Origin of the sequence: Rhizobium sp. GCM10022189, assembly GCF_042656325.1 — a bacterium.
Lineage (GTDB): Bacteria > Pseudomonadota > Alphaproteobacteria > Rhizobiales > Rhizobiaceae > Rhizobium.
Genome location: NZ_JBHSOR010000002.1, coordinates 258,121 through 280,237, shown reverse-complemented (window position 1 = coordinate 280,237; position 22,117 = coordinate 258,121). Strand labels below are relative to the sequence as shown.

The 22,117-nt window shown below is 62.0% G+C and carries 19 protein-coding genes; 17 read left to right on the top strand and 2 right to left on the bottom strand.

Going from position 1 to position 22,117, the window contains the following annotated elements; translation table 11 throughout:
- The first annotated feature begins 6 nt into the window (after nucleotides 1–6).
- The 3 genes from ACFPWW_RS01545 (at nucleotide 7) to ACFPWW_RS01535 (ending at nucleotide 2,630) form a co-directional block, all read left to right on the top strand.
- A complete protein-coding gene (locus ACFPWW_RS01545; RefSeq protein ID WP_377310026.1) occupies nucleotides 7–723 on the top strand; it encodes an ABC transporter ATP-binding protein in 717 nt (238 codons plus the stop codon).
- Nucleotides 713–1,915, top strand: a complete 1,203-nt coding sequence (locus ACFPWW_RS01540; protein ID WP_112706155.1) for an ABC transporter permease — start codon at nucleotides 713–715, stop codon at nucleotides 1,913–1,915. The genes ACFPWW_RS01545 and ACFPWW_RS01540 overlap by 11 nt, the downstream gene beginning before the upstream one ends.
- A gap of 100 nt (nucleotides 1,916–2,015) precedes the next feature.
- Nucleotides 2,016–2,630 (top strand): GntR family transcriptional regulator, encoded by a 615-nt coding sequence (locus ACFPWW_RS01535; protein WP_112567953.1) that lies wholly within the window; start codon nucleotides 2,016–2,018, stop codon nucleotides 2,628–2,630.
- Nucleotides 2,631–2,684: 54 nt separating this feature from the next.
- On the opposite strand, the gene ACFPWW_RS01530 is transcribed toward ACFPWW_RS01535, so the two are convergent.
- The gene (locus tag ACFPWW_RS01530) at nucleotides 2,685–3,497 is read right to left on the bottom strand and encodes a ferredoxin--NADP reductase (RefSeq protein ID WP_377310023.1); all 813 of its coding nucleotides are present in this window, start codon (nucleotides 3,495–3,497) and stop codon (nucleotides 2,685–2,687) included.
- Nucleotides 3,498–3,847: 350 nt separating this feature from the next.
- Here ACFPWW_RS01530 and pcsA point away from each other — a divergent pair, with 350 nt between their 5' ends.
- The 14 genes from pcsA to ACFPWW_RS01460 all read left to right on the top strand — a co-directional run bounded on the left by pcsA (nucleotide 3,848) and on the right by ACFPWW_RS01460 (nucleotide 19,978).
- Entirely contained in the window at nucleotides 3,848–4,573 is a 726-nt protein-coding gene (gene pcsA / locus ACFPWW_RS01525; protein ID WP_112758051.1) for a phosphatidylcholine synthase, read from the top strand.
- Between the two features lie 11 nt (nucleotides 4,574–4,584).
- Nucleotides 4,585–5,565 carry a quinone oxidoreductase family protein gene (locus ACFPWW_RS01520; protein ID WP_377310020.1) on the top strand — a complete coding sequence of 327 codons (981 nt, stop codon included), beginning with the start codon at nucleotides 4,585–4,587 and terminating at the stop codon, nucleotides 5,563–5,565.
- Between the two features lie 39 nt (nucleotides 5,566–5,604).
- Nucleotides 5,605–7,173: an ABC transporter ATP-binding protein gene (locus ACFPWW_RS01515; protein WP_112567947.1), complete on the top strand. Its 1,569-nt coding sequence runs from the start codon at nucleotides 5,605–5,607 to the stop codon at nucleotides 7,171–7,173.
- Nucleotides 7,163–8,248 carry an ABC transporter permease gene (locus ACFPWW_RS01510; protein ID WP_377310018.1) on the top strand — a complete coding sequence of 362 codons (1,086 nt, stop codon included), beginning with the start codon at nucleotides 7,163–7,165 and terminating at the stop codon, nucleotides 8,246–8,248. The genes ACFPWW_RS01515 and ACFPWW_RS01510 overlap by 11 nt, the downstream gene beginning before the upstream one ends.
- Complete coding sequence (locus ACFPWW_RS01505) at nucleotides 8,245–9,165, top strand: ABC transporter permease (protein ID WP_112567945.1); 921 nt, start codon at nucleotides 8,245–8,247, stop codon at nucleotides 9,163–9,165. Before ACFPWW_RS01510 ends, ACFPWW_RS01505 begins: the two co-directional genes overlap by 4 nt.
- A 54-nt stretch (nucleotides 9,166–9,219) precedes the next feature.
- Entirely contained in the window at nucleotides 9,220–10,296 is a 1,077-nt protein-coding gene (locus ACFPWW_RS01500) for a BMP family ABC transporter substrate-binding protein (protein ID WP_112567943.1), read from the top strand.
- A 146-nt stretch (nucleotides 10,297–10,442) separates the two neighbouring features.
- Nucleotides 10,443–11,405 (top strand): galactofuranose ABC transporter, galactofuranose-binding protein YtfQ, encoded by a 963-nt coding sequence (ytfQ, locus tag ACFPWW_RS01495; protein WP_112567941.1) that lies wholly within the window; start codon nucleotides 10,443–10,445, stop codon nucleotides 11,403–11,405.
- A gap of 119 nt (nucleotides 11,406–11,524) precedes the next feature.
- Nucleotides 11,525–13,048 (top strand): galactofuranose ABC transporter, ATP-binding protein YtfR, encoded by a 1,524-nt coding sequence (ytfR, locus tag ACFPWW_RS01490; protein ID WP_112567939.1) that lies wholly within the window; start codon nucleotides 11,525–11,527, stop codon nucleotides 13,046–13,048.
- Nucleotides 13,045–14,055 (top strand): ABC transporter permease, encoded by a 1,011-nt coding sequence (locus ACFPWW_RS01485; protein ID WP_112706160.1) that lies wholly within the window; start codon nucleotides 13,045–13,047, stop codon nucleotides 14,053–14,055. The genes ytfR and ACFPWW_RS01485 overlap by 4 nt, the downstream gene beginning before the upstream one ends.
- Nucleotides 14,052–15,020, top strand: coding sequence for a galactofuranose ABC transporter, permease protein YjfF (gene yjfF / locus ACFPWW_RS01480; RefSeq protein ID WP_112567935.1), 969 nt, complete (start codon nucleotides 14,052–14,054; stop codon nucleotides 15,018–15,020). Before ACFPWW_RS01485 ends, yjfF begins: the two co-directional genes overlap by 4 nt.
- A 13-nt stretch (nucleotides 15,021–15,033) precedes the next feature.
- A complete protein-coding gene (locus ACFPWW_RS01475; protein ID WP_112567933.1) occupies nucleotides 15,034–15,807 on the top strand; it encodes a FadR/GntR family transcriptional regulator in 774 nt (257 codons plus the stop codon).
- A 64-nt stretch (nucleotides 15,808–15,871) separates the two neighbouring features.
- On the top strand, nucleotides 15,872–17,233 hold the full coding sequence (gene glmU / locus ACFPWW_RS01470) for a bifunctional UDP-N-acetylglucosamine diphosphorylase/glucosamine-1-phosphate N-acetyltransferase GlmU (protein ID WP_112706161.1): 1,362 nt from the start codon (nucleotides 15,872–15,874) through the stop codon (nucleotides 17,231–17,233).
- 108 nt (nucleotides 17,234–17,341) lie between these two features.
- The gene (glmS, locus tag ACFPWW_RS01465; protein ID WP_377310014.1) at nucleotides 17,342–19,168 is read left to right on the top strand and encodes a glutamine--fructose-6-phosphate transaminase (isomerizing); all 1,827 of its coding nucleotides are present in this window, start codon (nucleotides 17,342–17,344) and stop codon (nucleotides 19,166–19,168) included.
- Nucleotides 19,169–19,291: 123 nt separating this feature from the next.
- Complete coding sequence (locus tag ACFPWW_RS01460) at nucleotides 19,292–19,978, top strand: DUF502 domain-containing protein (RefSeq protein ID WP_112567927.1); 687 nt, start codon at nucleotides 19,292–19,294, stop codon at nucleotides 19,976–19,978.
- A 3-nt stretch (nucleotides 19,979–19,981) separates the two neighbouring features.
- Here ACFPWW_RS01460 and recG read toward each other — a convergent pair whose 3' ends face one another.
- Nucleotides 19,982–22,087, bottom strand: coding sequence for an ATP-dependent DNA helicase RecG (gene recG / locus ACFPWW_RS01455; protein WP_112758045.1), 2,106 nt, complete (start codon nucleotides 22,085–22,087; stop codon nucleotides 19,982–19,984).
- Between the last annotated feature and the right edge of the window lie 30 nt (nucleotides 22,088–22,117).

The following is a 22,117-nucleotide window of genomic DNA, read 5'->3' as shown; positions in this document are numbered from 1 at the left end:
GCGACGATGGAACCTCCGCCGCTTCTCGAATTCAGGCAGGTCTCGAAAATCTACGGCGAAGGCGCTGCGGCCATCCGCGCGCTCGACCGCGTCGATCTTGCGATCCGCACGCATGAATTCGTCGCGATCATGGGGCCGTCCGGCTCCGGCAAGTCCACGGCGATGAATATTCTCGGCTGCCTCGATGTGCCGACCTCGGGCGATTATGTGTTCCAGGGCATTTCGACCAGCGGCTTCGATCGCGGCCAGCTGACCCTTCTGCGCCGCCATATGCTGGGCTTCGTCTTCCAGGGTTTCAACCTCTTGCCGCGCACCTCGGCCGTCGAAAATGTCGAACTGCCGCTGATCTATCGCGGCATGGCTGTCGGCGAGCGGCGCAGGCGGGCGAGGGAAGCGCTCGGCCTCGTCGGCCTGTCGGGCAGGGAACATCACAAGACGCAGGAACTCTCCGGCGGTCAGCAGCAGCGTGTGGCGATTGCCCGCGCCATCGTCACCGAGCCGGCCCTGCTGCTCGCAGACGAGCCGACCGGCAATCTCGACACCAAGACCAGTATCGAAATCATGGACCTGATGACGCGGCTGAACCGCGAGCAGGGCATTACCATCGTCATGGTCACGCACGAACCGGATATCGCCGCCTATGCAGGACGCCTGCTGCGCTTCGTCGACGGCAAGCTGGAGACCGAAGTGGAGCACCAGCGGAGGGCGGAACATGTTCTTTGAGACGCTGAAGCTGGCGCTGCGCGCCATCAGCCGCAATCTTCTGCGCTCCTTCCTGACCGTGCTTGGCGTCGTCATCGGCGTCGCCGCCGTCATCGCGCTTGTTACGATCGGCAACGGCACGACGGCGCAGGTTTCGACGGAACTCTCGCGCCTCGGCACCAACATGCTCTTCGTGCGCCCCGGCCAGTTCGGTCCCGGCCGGGCCAGTTCCGAAGCGCGGCGCTTTTCGCTGAAGGATGTCGAGGCGATCCGCGACCAGATCCCCGGTCTGCGGGCCGTCGCCCCGTCCAACCAGTCGACCGCGACGGTCATCTTCGGCGGCCAGAACCACTCCACCACCGTCTACGGCACCACCAACGACTATTTCGTCGCCCAGGACTGGGATCTGTCGCTGGGCCGCCAGTTTACCCCGGCGGAAGAGCGCGGCCAGTCGCGCTGCATCATCGGCGAGACCGTGCGTGAACAGCTCTTCGGCGCCGCCGATCCGACCGGCCAGCAGATCCGCGTCGGCAAAGTTTCCTGCCCGGTCATCGGCGTCCTCGCAAAGCGTGGTCAGTCCGGCATGGGCAACGACCAGGACGATGTGGTCATCATGCCGGTCAAGGTCTTCCAGCGGCGCATCAGCGGCAGTTCCAACGTGCCGACGATCCTCATCTCGGCGCGAGACGGTGTTTCCACGTCGAAAGTGCAGGCCGATGTGGAGAACCTGCTGCGCGAGCGCCGCAAGATCATTCCCGGCCGTCAGGACGATTTCAACGTCAACGACATGACGCAGATCGCCGAAGCCATGACCGGCACGACGACATTGCTGACCGGGCTGCTGGGCGCGGTCGCGGCCGTCAGCCTGCTCGTCGGCGGCATCGGCATCATGAACATCATGCTGGTCTCGGTGACGGAACGCACGCGCGAGATCGGCATCCGTCTTGCGATCGGCGCCCTTGAAAATCAGGTTCTGACGCAATTCCTCGTCGAAGCCGTCGCCCTGTCGCTCTTCGGCGGCATAGCCGGCATCATGCTCGGGCTGACGCTCGCATATGGTACGGTCAGCTTCCTCAATGTGCCCTTCGTCGTCAGCCCGCTCATCATTTTCGTCGCTTTCGTCTTTTCGGCGGCGATCGGCATGATTTTCGGCTTCTTCCCGGCGCGCCGGGCAGCACAGCTCAATCCGATCGAAGCACTGCGCCACGAATAGAGGGGAATTCTCGTCCCTGCATGGCTTTGATATATCAGGATAACTTGTCTTTGGCATCTAACCGTGCCAGTATTGATATATCAGTCCCGGATTCGCCCGCATGCAGGAATCTCTAAGCCATCTCGCCTATCTGGCGCTCGAGCACGCTATCGTGACGCTGGCTCTGGCGCCAGGCGCGCTGGTGACGGAAAAGCAGCTGATCGATCTGGCCGGTCACGGCCGCACACCGGTTCGCGAGGCGATCCAGAAGCTCGCCTGGCAGGGCCTCATTGTCGTCAAGCCGCGCGTCGGCCTGCAGATCGCCGAAATTCATGCCGAAGACCACGCCAATGTCATGCAGGTGCGCCGCAAGCTGGAGCCGGCCGCGGCGGCACTGGTAGCCGACGCGGCCGATGAGGAGCAGCGATCCCGCCTCGTGGCCTGCGCCCGTGCCATGGAGGACTGCGCCGTCAGCGGCGATCTCTCGGGCTTCTTCGCCGCCGACAAGGCTTTCGACGAAATCCTCGAGGATGCCTGCCCGAACCGCTTCATCACCGCCGCGCTCGGGCCGGTCCAGACCCATTCCCGACGCCTCTGGTACAAGACCGCCAATCCGGAGCGCATGGACCGTTCCATCTCGCATCATGTCGCGGTCATCAGGGCGATCCATGAGGGGGAGATCGAGCAGGCGCGGAAAAACATGGCCGATCTCATCGACTACCTCAGCCAGAAATAGAAATAGAAACGGCCCCGTTTCCGGAGCCGTCGCATGCTGGTCTGTAACGCTGCCTCAGCCGACGAAGGCGCGCTCGATGACGAATTCGGCGGGCTTGCTGTTGGCGCCTTCTTCGAGGCCGGCCTTTTCCAGAAGCTCCTTCGTGTCCTTCAGCATGGCGGAAGAACCGCAGATCATGCCGCGGTCAACTGTCGGGTCGAGCGGCGGAACGCCGAGATCGGTGAAGAGCTTGCCCGAGGAAATCAGGTCGGTGATGCGGCCGCGATAGGCGAAATCCTCGCGGGTGACGGTCGCGTAATGGCGCAGCTTGTCGCCGACGACTTCCTGCAGGAGCTCGTCGTTCCGGATCTCGTTGACGAGATCGAAGCCGTATTTCAATTCGGAAATCTCGCGCGTCGTATGGGTGAGGATGACCTCCTCGAACTTCTCATAGGTTTCCGGATCGCGGATCAGGCTCGCGAAAGGCGCAATGCCGGTACCGGTGGAGAACATGTAGAGGCGCTTGCCGGGAGTGAGCGCATCGAGAACCAGCGTGCCCGTCGGCTTCTTGCGCATCAGCACCTGGTCGCCCGGCTTGATGAGCTGCAGATGCGAGGTCAGCGGCCCGTCCGGCACCTTGATGGAGAAGAATTCCAGCTCTTCGGCCCAGGCCGGGCTTGCGATCGAATAGGCGCGGAAGATCGGCTTGCCCTCGACCATAAGGCCGATCATCGCGAACTCGCCCGAGCGGAAACGGAAGCCATCCGGCCGCGTCATCGTGAAGCGGAAGAGCCGGTCGGTATAATGCGTCACGCTCAGCACCGTCTCGGCATAGACGCCGGCGGGAATGGCGGAGGCGAATTCTTCGGTCTTTGCAGGAGCGTTCATTTCGATATCGGACTCGTCGTTCGCAAGATGATCATCACATTCGAGGCAGATATTACAAAACCCCGCTGAATTAAAGGCAATCCATTCCATCGCACGGCAGGGGAGCGAAATATGCATGTCACGGTCAGGATAAAGCCGCCTGTGGTAAACTGTCGCTTTTGCGCTGGCTAAGCTATTCAAAGGATGCATATTAAAGCACGTCACGCGAAAGCGTTCAGCGCTTTTGTGGCAAGGACATGCGTCAAACAAAAACGTGAAGTGCGTCGCGAGATCCGAAAGATCGCGGCACGCTTCAAGAAAAAACGACGCCCGCCGCGGCGCGGGGCGCGCGACAGGTGGTACGGGGGAACATGAAAATCTTCAACTATAAGCGCGTTCCTTATGCGGAAATGCGCGCATTTTCCGTCCATATTCTGACGGCGTCCGGTTCTTTTCTGGCCTTTCTTGGCGTGGTCGCCGCTGCCGAGCACCGCTTCATCGACATGTTCTGGTGGCTGGGCCTGGCATTGCTGGTCGACGGCATCGACGGGCCGATCGCGCGCAAGGTGCGTGTCAAGGAGGTTCTGCCCAACTGGTCGGGCGATACGCTCGACAATATCATCGATTACGTGACCTATGTGCTGCTGCCGGCCTTTGCGCTCTATCAGAGCGGCATGATCGGCGAGCCCTGGTCCTTTGTGGCTGCCGGCATGATCGTCGTCTCCAGCGCCATCTACTATGCCGACATGGGCATGAAGACGGAGGAATATTTCTTCTCGGGCTTCCCCGTCGTCTGGAACATGGTGATCTTCACGCTCTTCGTCATGCATGCGAGCGAGGTGACGGCCTTTGCCGTCGTCACCGTCTCCGTCGTCCTCACCTTCCTGCCGATCAACTTCCTGCATCCCGTGCGCGTGCAGCGCCTGCGCCCGCTGAACCTCGGCATCTTCTTCCTGTGGTCGGCGCTCGGCGCCTATTCGCTGCTGATGCATTTCAACATGCCGCAATGGGCCGTCGTTCTCTTCATCGTGAGCGGCATCTATCTTTACGTCATCGGCGCAATACTCCAATTCTTCCCCGCACTCGGACGCAAGTGAGGTAGACTGAAATGACAAAGACGAAGGCGGTTTCCTTTTCCAGGAACGGCGGACCCGAGGTTTTCGAATATGTCGATATCGATCTGCCGCCGCCGTCCGAGGGGCAGGTGCAGATCCGGCAGCAATCGATCGGCCTGAATTTCATCGACGTCTATTTCCGCGACGGCACCTACAAGGCTCCGCACCTGCCTTTCGTCACAGGCAAGGAAGGTGCGGGCATCGTCACCTCGGTCGGACCGGGTGCTGCCGGTTTTGCCGTGGGCGACCGCGTTGCCTATGCCAGCGCCGATGGCGCCTATAGCGCCGAACGCAACATCGATACGAAACACCTCGTGAAGGTGCCTGACGGCATCAGCCTGGAAACGGCTGCGGCGATGATGCTGAAAGGCATGACGGCGGAATATCTCCTGAACCGCACGTTCAAGGTCGGTCCCGAGACTGTGCTGCTCTTCCATGCCGCAGCCGGCGGTGTCGGCCTCATTGCCGGCCAGTGGGCAAAGGCGCTCGGCGCCACCGTCATCGGCACGGCAGGTTCGGCCGACAAGGTGCAACTGGCGCTCGAACACGGCTATGACCATGTCATCAATTACAAGACCGAAAATTTCGCCGAGCGCGTGCGGGAGATCACCGGCGGCAAAGGCGTCGATGTGGTCTATGACTCGATCGGCCGCGACACTTTTCCGCAATCGCTGGACTGTCTGAAGCCGCGCGGCCTCTTCGCCTCCTTTGGCCAGTCTTCGGGCGCGATCGAGAATTTCACCATGGCGCATCTCGCACAGAGGGGTTCGCTCTATGCAACGCGCCCCACGCTTTTCACTTATATTGCCACGCGCCAGGAACTTACCGATTGTGCAAACAATCTATTTGATGTTGTGCGCAGCAGCAAAGTGCGTATCAATATCAATCAAACCTATCCGCTGCGTGAGGTTGGGCGGGCTCACGCGGATCTGGAAACAAGAAAAACAACCGGAACGACGCTGCTGATTCCATGAGATCCGAACGGACCGGTCGGCAGAAGAAATGAGGGGAACGTGTCGCCATTGAATGTGCCGGCTTCCGGTGCGTTGTTATCGGTTCAGAAGCTCACGAAATTCTTCGGCAGCTTCGCCGCCTGCAATGAAATCGATCTCGATATAGCGCCGGGCGAAATTCATGCGCTTCTCGGCGAAAACGGTGCAGGCAAATCCACCCTGGTCAAGATGCTCTTCGGCGTTCTCGAGCCGACGGACGGGCATATCCTCTGGCAGGGGAGACCGGTTGCGATCAATTCGCCGGGCGAGGCGCGCAAGCTCGGCATCGGCATGGTCTTCCAGCATTTCTCGCTGTTCGAGGCGCTGACCGTCGCCGAAAATATCGCGCTCTCGCTCGATGACGGAATTCCGATCGGCAGGATCGCCGAGGAGGCGAGGGCGCTGTCCGAGGCCTATGGCCTGCCGCTCGATCCGCATGCCCATGTCGCCGATCTCTCCGTCGGCGAGCGTCAGCGCATCGAAATCGTCCGGGCGCTCCTGCAGAACCCGAAGCTCATCATTCTCGACGAACCGACCTCGGTGCTGACGCCGCAGGAGGCCGACAGGCTCTTCGAAACGCTCTTCAAGCTGCGCGCCGAAGGCCGTTCCGTTCTCTATATCAGCCACCGCCTGGAGGAGGTGCAGCGCATCTGCGACCGCGCCACCGTGCTGCGCCATGGCCGCGTGACCGGCGCCTGCGACCCGAAGCAGGAAACGCCGGCCTCTCTCGCCCGCATGATGGTCGGCAGCGAGGTCGCAGCCGTCACCCATCCCGAGCGAAGCGACAAGGGTGAAATACAGCTTGCCGTCGCAAACCTCTCGGTTGCCGCCCGCACGCCCTTCGCCATGCCGCTGCGCGATGTTTCCATGACCGTGCGCTCCGGCGAAATCCTCGCCATTGCCGGTGTCGCGGGCAACGGCCAGAGCGAACTCTTCGATGCGCTGTCCGGCGAATATCCCGTCGCCTCGGCCGAGGCGATCGTCATTCGCAGGAAACCCGTCGGCACGCAGGGCATTACTGCCCGCCGTCTGCTTGGCGCCGGCTTCGTGCCGGAAGAGCGGCATGGCCACGCGGCCGTTTCCGCCATGAAACTTTCAGACAATCTGGTCCTGGCCCGCAGCCAGTCGGACCGCAAGGCCTTCCTCGGTTTTCTCGGTATCATCCGCCACGGCGCGGTGAAATCCGCCGCCCGGCGCATTTCGGAAGCGATGGACGTGCGCAAGAGCGGGGATGATCCGGCAGCGGGTTCGCTCTCCGGCGGCAATCTGCAGAAATTCATCGTCGGCCGCGAGCTCGACCGCCAGCCGGCGGTGCTCGTCGTCAACCAGCCGACCTGGGGCGTGGATGCCGGTGCGGCCAGCCGCATCCGCCAGGCGCTGGTCGACCTGGCAAAAGCAGGATCGGCCGTCGTCGTCATCAGCCAGGATCTCGACGAGATCTTCGAAGTGGCCACCGATATCGCCGTCATCTCGGAGGGCCGTCTTTCCAGGCCCTATGCGGCCGGCGAACTGACGCGCGAAAAGATCGGCCTGCTGATGGGCGGTTTGCATGACGGCAGGCATGCCGCGGAGGCCGCTCATGCGCATTGAGCTTGAAAAGCGCCCGCAGGTCTCAAGGCTCTTCACCTTCGTTTCACCGCTTCTTGCCCTCGTGCTGACGCTGATTGCAGGGGCGATCATGTTTGCCATGCTCGGCAAGGATCCGGTCGAAGCGCTGGACGCCTTTTTCCTCGAGCCGCTGCTGGAGGTCTGGTCGCTGCACGAGCTGGCGGTCAAGGCGGCACCCTTGATTCTGATCGCCGTCGGCCTTGCCGTCTGTTACCGCTCCAACAACTGGAATATCGGCGCCGAAGGCCAGTTCACCATCGGCGCGATCACCGGCTCCTATATCCCGATCGTCTTCTACGACTGGCATTCGCCGCTCGTGCTGCCGCTGATGCTGATCCTTGGCGCGCTCGGCGGCGCGTTGTTTGCCGCCATTCCAGCGCTCCTGAAAGCGCATTTCAATACCAATGAGATCCTGACGTCGCTGATGCTGGTCTACATCGCCCAGCTCTATCTCGACTGGCTGATCCGCGGTGCATGGCGCGATCCGAAAGGCTTCAACTTCCCCGTCTCGCGCGATTTTGCCCCCGAGGCGATCGTACCGGCGATATGGGAGGAATCCGGCCGTGCCCATTGGGCCTTCATTTTCGCCATCGTCGCGGCAATCCTCGTCTGGTTCATGCTGCGCTTCACGCTGAAGGGCTTCGAGATCGTCGTGCTTGGGCAGTCGGAACGGGCAGGGCGCTTTGCCGGCTTCTCGTCAAAGAGGATGATCTGGTTCAGCTTCCTCTTTTCCGGCGCGCTCGCCGGCCTTGCCGGCATCTGCGAGGTCTCGGGCTCGATCGGCCACCTGCAGCCGGCGATCTCGCCGGGCTATGGCTTCACCGCCATCATCGTCGCCTTCCTTGGCCGTCTCAATCCGCTCGGCATCGTCGCGTCGGGCCTCGTGCTGGCCCTGACCTATCTGGGCGGCGAGGCGGCGCAGCTTTCGATCGGCGTTTCGGACAAGGTCACGCGCGTCTTCCAGGGGCTGATCCTGTTCTTCGTGCTCTCCTGCGACACACTGATCTATTACAAAATCCGCATCGTCTGGTCGCGAGTCAGGGGCGGCGCCGTATGAGCATCTTCGAAGCCATTCTTCTGACGGTCATCACCGCCTCCACTCCGCTTGTCATCGCAGCCCTCGGCGAACTCGTGACGGAGCGCTCCGGCGTCCTCAATCTCGGCGTCGAGGGCATGATGATCATGGGCGCCGTCGCCGCCTTTGCCGGTTCGCAGATCTCCGGTTCGCCCTATGTCGGCATCGTCTGCGGTATCGTCGCCGGCGCACTTTTCTCGCTGCTCTTCGCTTTCCTGACGCTGACGCTGGTGGCAAACCAGGTGGCGACCGGCCTGGCGCTGACCCTGCTCGGGCTCGGCGTCTCCGGCCAGCTCGGCGAGCCCTATGTCAGCGTACCCGGCATCCAGCTGAAAGAGATCGTCGTTCCCGTCCTGTCCGACATTCCGGTGATCGGCCCGGTCCTCTTCAAGCAGGACCTGATTTTCTACCTGTCGATCGCATTGCTCTTCGGCGTCAGCTGGTTCCTGTTCAGAAGCCGTCCCGGCCTGAAACTGCGGGCGATCGGCGACAGTCACGGCTCAGCCCATGCGCTCGGCATTCACGTCATCCGCACACGCTACCTGGCCGTAATGTTCGGCGGCGCCTGCGCGGGCCTTGCCGGCGCGCAGCTGTCGCTCGTCTACACGCCGCAATGGGTGGAAAACATGTCGGCCGGCCGCGGCTGGATCACGCTGGCGCTGGTCGTCTTCGCTTCCTGGCGCCCATGGCGGGTCTTTGCCGGCGGTTATCTCTTCGGAGCGGTCACGATCCTGCAGCTCCATGCGCAGGCCTTCGGTCTCGGCATCCCCGCGCAGTTCCTTTCGATGCTGCCCTACGCCGCGACTATTGTGGTTCTCATCATCATTTCTCATAATCGGCGCACGACGTTGATCAACACGCCCGCGTCGCTTGGAAAAGCCTTCGTGCCGGAGCGATAGAACAAGAACATCAAGACGGGTTTCCGGAAAATCTTCAAACCAACAGGGGTCATCATGAAGAAGTTCGCACTCACACTTGCCGCAACGGCCGCAGCCGTAATCGGCATCTCCTCCGCCGCCGCGGCTGCGGACAAGACGAAGGTCTGCTTCGTCTATGTCGGAGCGCACAATGACGGCGGCTATTCGCAGGCGCACGATGTCGGCCGCCAGCAGGTCCAGGCCGAGTTCGGCGACAAGATCGAAACGCCTTACCTTGAAAACGTGCCGGAAGGCCCGGATGCCGAGCGCGCCATCGAGCGTCTCGCCCGTTCCGGCTGCAAGCTGATCTTCACGACGTCCTTCGGCTTCATGGACGCGACGGTCAAGGTCGCCGCCAAGTTCCCGGACGTCAAGTTCGAACACGGCACCGGCTACAAGGCCGGCCCGAATCTGGCGACCTACAACTCGCGCTTCTACGAAGGCCGCTACATCCTCGGCCAGATCGCCGCCAAGACGTCGAAGAATCACGGTGCCGCCTACATCGCCTCCTTCCCGATTCCGGAAGTGGTGATGGGCATCAACTCCTTCGAGCAGGGCGCCCGGTCCGTCGATCCGAGCTTCAAGCTGAAGGTCATCTGGGTCAACACCTGGTTCGATCCGGGCAAGGAAGCCGACGCCGCCAAGGCCATGATCGACCAGGGCGTCGATGTGCTGACGCAGCATACCGACACGACCGCGCCGATGCAGGTTGCCGAAGAACGCGGCATCCATGCCTTCGGCCAGGCGTCCGACATGATCGCAGCCGGCCCGAAGGCGCAGCTGACGGCAATCGTCGATACCTGGGGCAACTACTACTCCAAGCGCGTCCATGCGCTTCTGGACGGCACCTGGAAGTCCGAGCAGAGCTGGGACGGGCTGAAGGACGGCATCCTCAAGATGGCGCCTTACACGAACATGCCTGACGACGTGAAGAAGATGGCCGAGGAAACCGAAGCCAAGATCAAGTCCGGCGAACTGCATCCCTTCACCGGTCCGATCAACAAGCAGGACGGGACGCCCTGGCTCAAGGCCGGCGAAAAGGCCGATGACGCCACCTTGCTCGGCATGAACTTCTATGTCGAAGGCGTGGACGACAAGCTGCCGGCGCAATGATCTGATCTTGTAACTCGCAGTTGCGAAAAGGCGTCCTGAAAAGGGCGCCTTTTTTGCTGCAGCGCATACTAAAATACCGATTTACAAAAGTAATACTATATGATTTTTTGACCCTGCGCCGCGAGGAGCGGCTTTGGGAGGAAATCATGAAATTGAAGACTGCACTTTTGAGTGCCACGGTTCTGGCTGCCTGCATGTTCGGTTCTGCTTCGGCTGCAAACCTGACGGTTGGCTTCTCGCAGATCGGCTCGGAATCGGGCTGGCGCGCGGCTGAAACGACCGTGACGAAGCAGCAGGCTGAAAAGCGCGGCATCGACCTGAAATTTGCCGATGCCCAGCAGAAGCAGGAAAATCAGATCAAGGCTCTCCGTTCCTTCATCGCCCAGGGCGTGGATGCCATCCTGATCGCTCCCGTCGTCGAAACCGGCTGGGATGACGTTCTCAAGGAAGCCAAGGAAGCCAATATTCCGGTCATCCTGCTCGACCGCACGATCAAGGCTCCCGATGACCTCTACCTGACGGCTGTCACCTCCGATCAGGTTCATGAAGGCAAGGTTGCCGGCGATTGGCTGGTCAAGACCGTCGGCGACAAGAAGTGCAATGTCGTCGAACTTCAGGGCACGACGGGTTCGTCGCCCGCCATCGCCCGCAAGAAGGGCTTCGAGGAAGCCATCAAGGGCCACGACAACTTCAAGATCGTCCGCAGCCAGACCGGCGACTTCACCCGCACCAAGGGCAAGGAAGTCATGGAAAGCTTCCTGAAGGCTGAAAACGGCGGCAAGGACATCTGCGCCCTCTACGCCCATAACGACGACATGGCTGTCGGCGGCATCCAGGCGATCAAGGAAGCCGGCCTGAAGCCCGGCAAGGATATCCTGATCGTTTCGATCGACTCCGTGCCCGATATCTTCAAGGCCATGTCCGAAGGCGAGGCAAACGCGTCCGTCGAACTGACGCCGAACATGGCAGGCCCCGCCTTCGATGCGCTCGACGCTTACCTCAAGGACAAGAAGGCGCCGCCGAAGTGGATCCAGACGGAATCGAAGCTCTACACCCAGTCCGACGATCCGATGAAGGTCTACGAGGAAAAGAAGGGTCAGGGTTACTGATGTGAAGCTGGAACCGCACCGGCCCCTCATGGGCCGGTGCGGAACTGCCGGTACCATCAGGGCGTCATGCCCGTGTTTGGTACAGGCTCAAGGCGCAATATCAGGAAACAGCAACCCTCATGGTTCACAATTTCGAGAATATTCTCGCAGCCTCCGGCATATCGAAATTCTTCCCCGGCGCCATCGCCCTGGACAAGGTGGATTTCACGCTGCGCCGGGGCGAGGTACATGCGCTTCTCGGTGAAAACGGTGCCGGCAAATCGACGCTCATCAAGTGCATCACGGGCGCCTATCGTCGCGACGCCGGAAGCCTGACGCTGGATGGCGGTGAGATCGACCCGGCCGATACGCTGGCCGCCCAGAAGCTCGGCATCGGCACCGTCTATCAGGAGGTCAACCTCCTCTCCAACCTGAGCGTTGCCGAAAACCTGTTCCTGGGCCGCCAGCCGAAGCGTTTCGGCATGATCGATGCCCGCACGATGAACAGGAATGCCCGCGAGCTTCTGGCCGGCTACGGCCTGGATATCGACGTGACCGCGCAGCTCGACCGCTATTCGGTCGCCGTCCAGCAGATCGTGGCGATCGCCCGCGCCGTCGATCTCTCAGGCAAGGTCCTCATTCTCGACGAGCCCACCGCCAGTCTCGATACGCACGAAGTCGAAATGCTGTTCGGCATCATAAACGACTTGAAAAAACGCGGATTGGGCATTGTCTTCATTACTCATTTCCTGGAACAGGTCTATGCAGTCAGCGACCGCATCACCGTGCTGCGCAACGGCCGGCTTGTCGGGACGCATGAGGCAGCCGAACTGCCGCGGCAGAACCTGATCGCCATGATGCTCGGGCGCGAACTCGCCCAGACGGAACACGCCGCAAGACAACACGCAATTGCTGCCGGCGCGGTCAGATATGCCTTCGAGGGTTATGGAAAGCGCGGCAAGGTGAAGCCCTTCGATCTCGAGGTTCGCGTCGGCGAGGTTGTCGGCATCGCGGGGCTTCTGGGTTCGGGGCGCACGGAAACGGCCGAGCTTCTCTTCGGTATCGAGAGCGCCGATAGCGGCGTGGCAAAGATCGATGGAAAGCCTGTGGCGCTCTCCAGCCCGCGCATGGCAATTGCCAGGGGCTTCGGTTTTTGCCCGGAGGACCGCAAGACGGATGGCATCATCGGCGACCTGTCGATCCGCGAGAATATCGCGCTTGCCCTGCAGGCACGCCGCGGCTGGGCGCGGCCGCTTTCGCGCGCCGAGCAGAACGCGATCGCCGACAACTATATCAAGGCGCTCGATATCCGCACGACCGATCGGGAAAAGCCCATCCGGCTGCTTTCCGGCGGCAATCAGCAGAAGGCGATCCTTGCCCGGTGGCTCGCCACCAATCCGGATTTCCTGATCCTCGATGAACCGACGCGCGGCATCGATGTCGGTGCGCATGCCGAAATCATCAAGCTCATCGAGCAGCTTTGCGCCAGGGGCATGTCGCTGATCGTCATCTCTTCCGAGCTGGAGGAACTGGTTGCCTATAGCTCGCGCGTCATCGTGCTTCGCGATCGCGAACATATCGCGGAACTGACCGGCGAGCGCATCAGTGCCGCCGGCATCGTTGATGCCATTGCTGCAGCCGACAAACGAACGGAGGATGCATGACTGCCTCGCTGAAGGCGCTTGGCTTTCGTCTTGCGCCACAATTGATTGCGCTTCTGGTTGTTCTTCTGTTGAATTTCAGCTTCTTCCCGCAATTTCTTAATGTCATTGTTCAAAACGGTCGCCTCTATGGCAGCATCATCGACGTGCTCAATCGCGGCGCGCCCGTGGCGCTGCTGGCGATCGGCATGACGCTGGTGATTGCCACCAAGGGCATCGACCTGTCGGTCGGCGCGGTCATTGCGATCTGCGGCGCGGTTGCCGCCTCGTCGATCGTCGAGGGCAATTCGCTTGCCTATACGCTCGCGCTGACTGTCATCGTCGGCCTGCTCTGCGGGGTCTGGAACGGCTTCCTCGTCGCCGTCCTCAATATCCAGCCGATCATTGCAACCCTGGTTCTTATGGTCGCCGGCCGCGGCATAGCGCAGCTCATCACCGAGGGCGTCATCATGACCTTCAACGATGACGGGCTGATCTTTTTCGGCAGCGGCTCCTTTGCCTTTCTGCCCATGCCTGTCGTCATCTGGCTGATTGTCGGCCTGCTGGTCATCCTGCTGGTCCGCCGGACAGCGCTCGGCATGCTGATCGAGGCGGTCGGCATCAACCGGCGCGCCAGCACGCTATCGGGCGTGCAGACGCCGGTGCTGCTGATGGCGGTCTACATGCTGAGCGGCCTTTGCGCTTCCGTGGCGGGCATCATCGTGGCCGCGGACATCAAGGGGGCCGATGCCAACAATGCCGGCCTCTGGCTGGAACTCGACGCCATCCTCGCGGTGGTTGTCGGCGGCAATTCGCTGCTTGGCGGCCGTTTCAGCATCGTCGGCTCGCTGATCGGCGCCATGATCATTCAGGCGGTCAATACCGGCATCCTGCTCTCCGGTTTCCCGCCGGAGTTCAACCTCATCATCAAGGCGGTCATCATCATCGTCATTCTGGTCATCCAGTCGCCGGCAATGTCGTCGCTGACCGGCTTTCTGAGCCGTCGGACGGACGCGGGAGAGCGCAAATGAATTCCAAATACCTGCCGCTCCTGGCGACGATCGTCATCTTCATCCTCGCCTATGCGGTCTGCACGCTGCAATATCCGAACATGCTGTCGACGCGCGTCATCGGCAACCTCCTGACCGACAACGCCTTTCTCGGCATCGCCGCCGTCGGCATGACTTTCGTCATCATTTCCGGCGGCATCGATCTGTCGATCGGCTCGGTCATCGCCTTCACCGGCGTTTTCCTGGCCGTCATCCTGCAGAATACCGGCATTCACCCGCTGGCGGCCTTTGCGATCGTTCTCGTCATCACCACCGCTTTCGGCGCGGTCATGGGCATGATCATCCATTTCCTGCAGATGCCGCCCTTCATCGTCACGCTTGCCGGCATGTTCCTCGCCCGCGGCATGGCCTATGTGCTCTCGATCGACAGCATCCCGATCAATCACGAATATTATTCGACGCTGACCAGCCTCTATTATCGTCTGCCCGGCGGCGGCCGGCTGACGCTGATCGGCACCATCATGCTGCTCGTCTTTGCGGCCGGCATCTTCATCGCCCACCGCACCCGTTTCGGCACCAATGTCTATGCGCTGGGCGGCGGCGTGCAGACGGCGCAGCTGATGGGCGTGCCGGTGGCGCGCACGACGATCCAGATCTATGCATTGTCGGGTTTTCTGGCGGGTCTATCCGGAATCGTTTTTTCCCTATACACGTCTGCCGGATATTCTCTTGCGGCGGTGGGTGTCGAGCTCGATGCCATCGCGGCAGTCGTCATCGGAGGGACGCTGCTGACGGGAGGAGCGGGATTCGTGGCAGGGACCTTCATCGGTCTGCTGATCCAGGGGCTCATTCAGACTTACATCACTTTCGACGGCACGCTGTCGAGCTGGTGGACAAAAATCCTGATTGGCCTGCTGCTTTTTGCGTTCATGATAATGCAGAAGGCCATCCTTTTCCTTTCCGGTCTGAACAGGAGATATGGCTAGGAGGAGTGACGGATTGCGCGACAGACCGCTTGAAACCCGAAAGGCAGGGCGAAGAACCCGAACAAGCCACGCGCATGTCGTCGATGAACTCGGCCGGGCAATCGTCGCCGGCACCTATCCCGTCGGCACGATCCTGCCTGGAGACGGAGAGCTGGCGCAGCGCTTCAAGGTCTCGCGCACGGTGCTGCGCGAAACGATGAAGACGCTCGCGGCCAAGGGCATGGTCGTTGCCAAGGCGCGTGTCGGCACGCGTGTGACGGAAAAGAACTTCTGGAACATGTTCGACACCGAAATCATCTCCTGGCATTTCGCCAACGGTGTGAGCGAAGAATTCCTCCTGCACCTTTACGATATCCGCCTGGCCTTCGAACCATTTGCCGCCGGTCTCGTGGCCGAGCGTGCAAAGCCGGCCGAGATCGAGTTGCTGCGCGGCCTGGCGCTCGACATGGCCGAAAGCGGCCACACCGCCGACAGCCTGGCACTTGCCGACCTGCGGTTTCACCTTGCCGTTTCCGAAGCATCGCACAATCCCTTCATGCGCACGCTCGGCGGGCTCATCGAAGCAGCACTCGTCGGCATGTTCCGCATGAGTACGCCGCCCTCGCAGAGCGGTTTCGCCAACATCGCCGAAACCCACATGCGCATCGTCGATGCCATCGCCGCAGGCGACACGGCCGCGGCGCGCAAGGCGATGGAGGATGTCATCATCGAGGGCAGGGAACACGTCCACGAAGCCTTCTCCGCGCTCTCCGAGCCCATCGTTTCCCTGCCGATTTCGTCTTTTTGAAGCCTCGCCTTGCTGCTATGAGCGGCAGAACAGCCGCCTAGCAATGGATTCTCGGAGTCTGCCCATGGAACGCACCTGCCTTGCCGTCATTCTCGCCGCCGGCGACAGCACGCGAATGAAATCCGCAAAGTCGAAAGTGCTGCATGAGGTGGCCGGCCGGCCGATGATCGCCCATGTCGTCGATGCCGTGGCGGCGACCGGCATTTCCTCCGTCGCGCTCGTCGTCGGCCGCGACGCCGAGAAAGTGGCGAAGGCTGCCGAGATCGGCGGCGTGAAGATCCAATCCTATCTGCAGGAACAGCGCCTCGGCACCGGCCACGCCGTTCTCGCCGCCCGCGAGGCGATTGCCGAGGGCTATGACGATATTCTCGTGACATACGGCGATGTGCCGTTGCAGACATCAGGCCCGCTGCTCGAAGCCCGCAAGGCGCTCGCCGAAGGCAGCGATGTGGTCGTCATCGGTTTCCATACGGAGCGCCCGACCGGCTACGGCCGCCTGCTGGTCAAGGATGGAGAGCTGATCGCCATCCGGGAGGAAAAGGATGCGACCGATGCCGAACGCGCCGTCAAATGGTGCAACAGCGGCCTGATGGCGATCAATGGCCGCAAGGCGCTCGACCTCTTGGCGCGCATCGGCAACAGCAACGCAAAGGGCGAATATTATCTGACCGATCTCGTCGAGATCGCCCGCTCGCTGGGCGGTCGCGTCACCGCCGTCGATGCGCCCGAGGTCGAGATGACCGGCTGCAACAACCGTGCGGAACTCGCCGCGATCGAGCGGTTCTGGCAGGAGCGGCGCCGCCATGAGCTGATGCTTTCGGGTGTCACGATGATTGCCCCGGAAACGGTTTTTCTCAGCTACGATACCGTCATCGGCCAGGACGCGCTGATCGAGCCGAACGTCGTCTTCGGCCCCGGCGCGGTCATCGACGGTGGCGCGGTCATCCACGCCTTCTCGCATATCGAGGGCGCGCATGTGAGCGAAGGCGCAACGGTCGGTCCTTTCGCGCGCCTGCGCCCGGGTGCGGATCTCTCGGCCGGCTCCAAGGTCGGCAATTTCTGCGAGGTCAAGAACGGCAGGATCGGCGAGGGAGCCAAGGTCAACCATCTGACCTATATCGGGGACGCCGTCGTCGGATCGGGCACCAATATCGGCGCTGGCACGATCACCTGCAATTATGACGGGGTGAACAAGTTCGAAACCGTCATCGGCAAGGATGCCTTCGTCGGCTCCAATTCCTCGCTGGTCGCTCCCGTGACGATCGGCAACGGCGCCTATATTGCCTCGGGCAGCGTCATCACGGCCGATGTGCCGGCCGATGCGCTCGCCTTCGGTCGCGCCCGCCAGGAGGTCAAGCCCGAGCGGGCGAAGGCCCTGCGCGAACGCGCGCTCGCCATCAAGGCGGCGAAGAAGGCCAAGGGCTGAGCCCTCTTCCGTAACGTGCGGAAACCGAAAGTGACCGCACGACCAATTGAGAAATAAGCGGGAATCGCTAGGACTGGCGTCGATATTGATGCCTGAGGGGACGTTTGCATGTGTGGAATTGTGGGGATCGTCGGAAATGCGCCGGTTGCGGGCCGTCTCGTCGATGCGCTGAAGCGGCTGGAATATCGCGGTTACGATTCTGCCGGCGTTGCCACCATCCATGAAGGCGTGATGGACCGCCGCCGCGCCGAGGGCAAGCTCTTCAACCTCGAGAAGCGCCTGGACAGCGAACCGCTGCCGGGAACGACGGGCATTGCCCATACGCGTTGGGCCACCCATGGCGTGCCGAACGAAACCAATGCCCATCCGCATTTCGTCGACGGCGTCGCCGTCGTCCACAACGGCATCATCGAGAATTTCTCCGAACTGCGCGACGAGCTGACCCACGAAGGTGCCGCCTTCCAGAGCCAGACCGACACGGAAGTCGTCGCTCACCTCATGGCGAAATATCTGCGTGAAGGCCTGTCTCCGCGTGATGCCATGCTGAAGATGCTGAACCGCGTCACCGGCGCCTATGCGCTGGCCGTCATGCTGAAGAGCGATCCCGGCACGCTCATGGCCGCCCGCTCCGGCCCGCCGCTTGCCGTCGGTTACGGCAGGGGCGAAATGTTCCTGGGCTCCGATGCCATCGCGCTTTCGCCCTTCACCAACGAAATCACCTATCTCGTCGATGGCGATTGCGCGATCATCACCCGCGACGGCGCGACCGTGCTCGATTTCTCCGGCAAGGTGGTCAAACGCCCGCGCCAGGTTTCCCAGGCGACCGCCTATGTGGTCGACAAGGGCAATCACCGTCATTTCATGGAGAAGGAAATCTACGAGCAGCCGGAGGTCATCTCCCACGCGCTCAGCCACTATGTGGATTTCGCCGCCAATACGATCAGCCCGAATGCATCCGCGATCGACTTCAAGGCGGCGACCGGCCTTGCGATCTCCGCCTGCGGCACCGCCTATCTTGCCGGGCTGATCGGCAAATACTGGTTCGAGCGCTACGCGCGCCTGCCGGTCGAAATCGATGTCGCCTCCGAATTCCGCTACCGCGAAATGCCGCTGCAGTCCTCGCAGGCCGCGCTCTTCATCTCGCAGTCGGGCGAAACCGCCGACACATTGGCGTCGCTGCGTTACTGCAAGGACAACGGCCTGAAGATCGGCGCCGTCGTCAACGTGCGCGAATCGACCATTGCCCGCGAATCCGATGCCGTCTTCCCGATCATGGCCGGCCCGGAAATCGGCGTCGCCTCCACCAAGGCCTTCACCTGCCAGCTGGCCGTGCTTGCCTCGCTCGCCATCGGCGCCGGCCGCGCCCGCGGCACGATCGGCGCCGACGACGAGAAGGCGATGGTGCGCCATCTGGCGGAAATGCCGCGCGTCATGAGCCGCGTGCTCAACCTCATCCAGCCGCAGATGGAAAGCCTGTCGCGCGAACTTTCCAAGTGCAAGGACGTGCTCTATCTCGGCCGCGGCACCAGTTTCCCGCTTGCCATGGAAGGCGCGCTGAAACTCAAGGAAATCTCCTACATCCATGCCGAAGGTTATGCCGCCGGCGAATTGAAGCATGGGCCGATCGCGCTGATCGATGAAAACATGCCCGTCATCGTCATCGCCCCCTACGACCGTTTCTTCGAAAAGACCGTCTCCAACATGCAGGAAGTGGCTGCCCGCGGCGGCCGCATCATCTTCATCACCGACGAGGCCGGTGCTGCCGCCTCCAAGCTGCCGACCATGGCGACGATCACGCTTCCCGTTGTCGATGAGATCATCGCGCCGATGATCTTCTCGCTGCCGATCCAGCTGCTCGCCTATCACACGGCGGTCTTCATGGGGACCGATGTCGACCAGCCGCGCAACCTCGCAAAATCGGTGACTGTGGAGTAAGCCCGAATGGGCTGAAACATGTTGTGCAGCAACGCGAATTCTGGCAATTTTGTGCCTGCGGACACAGGGGGAAGGCCGGTGAAACGGCCTGTCTAGAGACTGAAACGGAGTTCATCAGAAAAGATGACCGATAAGGCCCCCCGAGTGCCGGTCGCCATGCGGCTGAGGAATAATTTTCTCGCTGGTTTGATCATCTGCGCACCGATCGCCATCACGATCTGGCTGACCTGGACCTTCATCCACTGGTCGGACAGCTGGGTGCGGCCCTATATCCCGGCACGCTGGAACCCCGAGAGTTATATCAACGTCGCCATTCCCGGTTTCGGCCTGCTGATCGCCGTGGTGCTGATCACCATTGTCGGCTTCCTCGGCAAGAACCTGATCGGCCAGAGCATCGTCCGTTTCGGCGAATCGATCGTCCAGCGCATGCCTCTGGTGCGCACCATCTACAGAAGCGTGAAGCAGATCTTCGAAACGGTGCTGAAGGAGCAGTCGAATTCCTTCAAGAAGGTCGGCCTCATCGAATATCCGGGGCCGGGCCTGTGGTCGCTGGTTTTCGTCGCCACCGACGCCAAGGGCGAGATCGCATCGAAGTTCAACGCGATGGGGCAGGATATGGTCGCCGTCTTCCTGCCGCCGACGCCGGTGCCGACGGCCGGATTCCTGATCTTCGTGCCGCGCGACAAGATCACCGTGCTCGACATGAGCCCGGAAGATGCCGCCAAGTTCCTGATATCGGGCGGCCTTGTCGCCCCGGAACATGTTCCGGTCCTGCGCCCCAAGCCGAAGGCGATATCGAAGGTCGATTAGGCTCTAACCCGCTCTCAGGAACCGGATCGCCTCATCGCGGCGGAAGAGATAGAGCAGGGTGCGCACGGCCTCGCCGCGCTCGCTCGTCAGTTCGGGATCGCGCTCGATAAGATAGGCTGCATCCTTGCGGGCGATCTCCAGGAGATCGGCATGCGCCTCCAGGCTCGCGATCCGGAAACCCGGCGTGCCGGACTGGCGCGTGCCGAGAAGCTCGCCTTCGCCGCGCAGTTTCAGATCTTCCTCGGCAATGCGGAAACCGTCTTCCGTTTCACGCATGATCGAAAGCCGGGCATGGCCGGTTTCGCCAAGCGGCCCCTTGTAGAGCAGGATACAGGTCGAGGCCTCGTCTCCGCGCCCGACACGGCCGCGAAGCTGGTGCAGCTGCGCCAGGCCGAAGCGCTCGGCATGTTCGATCACCATGATCGTCGCATCCGGCACGTCGACGCCGACCTCGACAACGGTCGTTGCCACCAGCAGCCGCAATTCGCCGCTCTTGAAGGCCAGCATGACCGCATCTTTCTCCGGTCCGCTCATGCGCCCGTGGATGAGGCCGATGCCGGGGCCGAGGGCCGAGACTAGCGTCGCATGTCGCTCTTCCACCGACATCAGATCGAGCTCTTCGGATTCTTCCACCAGCGGGCAGATCCAGTAGGCCTTCTTGCCGTCGGCGAGCGCACTCTTCAGCCGGCCGACGATCTCGCCCGTGCGCTCGGCCGGCACGGTGATCGTCTGGATCGGCTTTCGCCCCGCCGGCTTCTCCGTCAGTTTGGAGACATCCATGTCGCCGAAGGCCGCCAGCACGAGCGTGCGCGGGATCGGCGTTGCGGTCATGACCAGCATATGCGGCGAGATGCCCTTCGCCGTCAGCCGCAGGCGCTGGTGCACGCCGAAACGGTGCTGCTCGTCGACGACGGCCAGCATCAGGTTCTTGTAGTTGACGCTCTCCTGGAAGAGCGCATGCGTGCCGATAATGATCTGCGCTTCGCCGGACGCGATACGCTCGAGAATATCCTCGCGCTCGCGCCCCTTGGTGCGACCCGTCAGCACCTCGACGGCAAGCCCGGCGGCATCGGCGAATTTCGAGATTGTCGCATGATGCTGGCGGGCGAGGATTTCGGTCGGTGCCATCAGCACGGCCTGTCCGCCGCTTTCTATGACGGCAGCCATCGAAAGCAGCGCCACCAGCGTCTTGCCGGAGCCGACATCGCCCTGAAGCAGCCGCAGCATGCGCTCATTGCCGGCCATGTCCCTCAGAATGTCGGCAACGGCCTGCGTCTGGCTGCTCGTCGGCGAAAAGGGAAGGCCCCGCAATATCTTGCTGCTGATTTCTCCGGTGGCATGCACGGGCTGGCCGGCGACCTTTCGCAGCCGTTGCCGCACCAGCGCCAAGGACAGCTGGCCGGCGAGGAATTCGTCATAGGCGAGCCTGCGCCGGGCAGGGGTTTGCGGGTCTATGTCGGACGTATCCCGCGGCTCGTGCAACATATGGAAACTGTCGCGGATGGAGGGCAGGCCCTGTTTCTGCGACAGCGAAAGATCGATCCATTCCGGCAGCTCCGGCATGCGCGGCAGCGCCGCCTCGATGATCTTGCGCAGCGTCTTCGGGGAAAGCCCCGCCGTCAGCGGATAGATCGGCTCGACCAGCGGCAGGTTCTCACCCTCGCTTGCCTTGACGATGTAATCTGGGTGAACCATCGAGGCGCGGCCGTTGAACCAGTCGACCTTGCCGCTGACGGTTACGTCCTCGTCGATCGGCAACTGCTTTTCCAGCCACGCCGCCTGGCCGCGGAAGAAGACGAGCGTCAGCTCGCCCGTCTCGTCATGCAGGAAGACCCGGTAGGGAACGTTGCGATTGCCGCGCGGCGGCGCCTGATGCCGATCGACGCGCGCCGTGATCGTCACGATCGCCCCTTGCGGGGCGCGGGCGATTCCCGGCTGGTTGCGGCGGTCGATCAGCGAGGAGGGCGCATGGAACAGGAGATCGATAACCCGGCAATCCTCCGGTGTCTCGCGCCCAAGCAGCTTGACGAAAAGCTCCGAGATCTTCGGGCCGACGCCCGGAAGGCCCGAAACGGGAGAAAACAGCGGATCGAGAATGGCGGGGCGCATGGGTGCCAAAATGCGATGAACAATAGGGCC

What these genes read in the sequence shown, in the direction of transcription:
- ACFPWW_RS01545 (WP_377310026.1), top strand. Translation starts at nt 7, where the DNA reads ATGGAACCTCCGCCGCTTCTCGAATTCAGGCAGGTCTCGAAAATCTAC.
- ACFPWW_RS01540 (WP_112706155.1), top strand. Translation starts at nt 713, where the DNA reads ATGTTCTTTGAGACGCTGAAGCTGGCGCTGCGCGCCATCAGCCGCAAT.
- ACFPWW_RS01535 (WP_112567953.1), top strand. Translation starts at nt 2,016, where the DNA reads ATGCAGGAATCTCTAAGCCATCTCGCCTATCTGGCGCTCGAGCACGCT.
- ACFPWW_RS01530 (WP_377310023.1), bottom strand. Translation starts at nt 3,497, where the DNA reads ATGAACGCTCCTGCAAAGACCGAAGAATTCGCCTCCGCCATTCCCGCC.
- pcsA (WP_112758051.1), top strand. Translation starts at nt 3,848, where the DNA reads ATGAAAATCTTCAACTATAAGCGCGTTCCTTATGCGGAAATGCGCGCA.
- ACFPWW_RS01520 (WP_377310020.1), top strand. Translation starts at nt 4,585, where the DNA reads ATGACAAAGACGAAGGCGGTTTCCTTTTCCAGGAACGGCGGACCCGAG.
- ACFPWW_RS01510 (WP_377310018.1), top strand. Translation starts at nt 7,163, where the DNA reads ATGCGCATTGAGCTTGAAAAGCGCCCGCAGGTCTCAAGGCTCTTCACC.
- ACFPWW_RS01505 (WP_112567945.1), top strand. Translation starts at nt 8,245, where the DNA reads ATGAGCATCTTCGAAGCCATTCTTCTGACGGTCATCACCGCCTCCACT.
- ACFPWW_RS01500 (WP_112567943.1), top strand. Translation starts at nt 9,220, where the DNA reads ATGAAGAAGTTCGCACTCACACTTGCCGCAACGGCCGCAGCCGTAATC.
- ytfQ (WP_112567941.1), top strand. Translation starts at nt 10,443, where the DNA reads ATGAAATTGAAGACTGCACTTTTGAGTGCCACGGTTCTGGCTGCCTGC.
- ytfR (WP_112567939.1), top strand. Translation starts at nt 11,525, where the DNA reads ATGGTTCACAATTTCGAGAATATTCTCGCAGCCTCCGGCATATCGAAA.
- ACFPWW_RS01485 (WP_112706160.1), top strand. Translation starts at nt 13,045, where the DNA reads ATGACTGCCTCGCTGAAGGCGCTTGGCTTTCGTCTTGCGCCACAATTG.
- yjfF (WP_112567935.1), top strand. Translation starts at nt 14,052, where the DNA reads ATGAATTCCAAATACCTGCCGCTCCTGGCGACGATCGTCATCTTCATC.
- glmU (WP_112706161.1), top strand. Translation starts at nt 15,872, where the DNA reads ATGGAACGCACCTGCCTTGCCGTCATTCTCGCCGCCGGCGACAGCACG.
- glmS (WP_377310014.1), top strand. Translation starts at nt 17,342, where the DNA reads ATGTGTGGAATTGTGGGGATCGTCGGAAATGCGCCGGTTGCGGGCCGT.
- ACFPWW_RS01460 (WP_112567927.1), top strand. Translation starts at nt 19,292, where the DNA reads ATGACCGATAAGGCCCCCCGAGTGCCGGTCGCCATGCGGCTGAGGAAT.
- recG (WP_112758045.1), bottom strand. Translation starts at nt 22,087, where the DNA reads ATGCGCCCCGCCATTCTCGATCCGCTGTTTTCTCCCGTTTCGGGCCTT.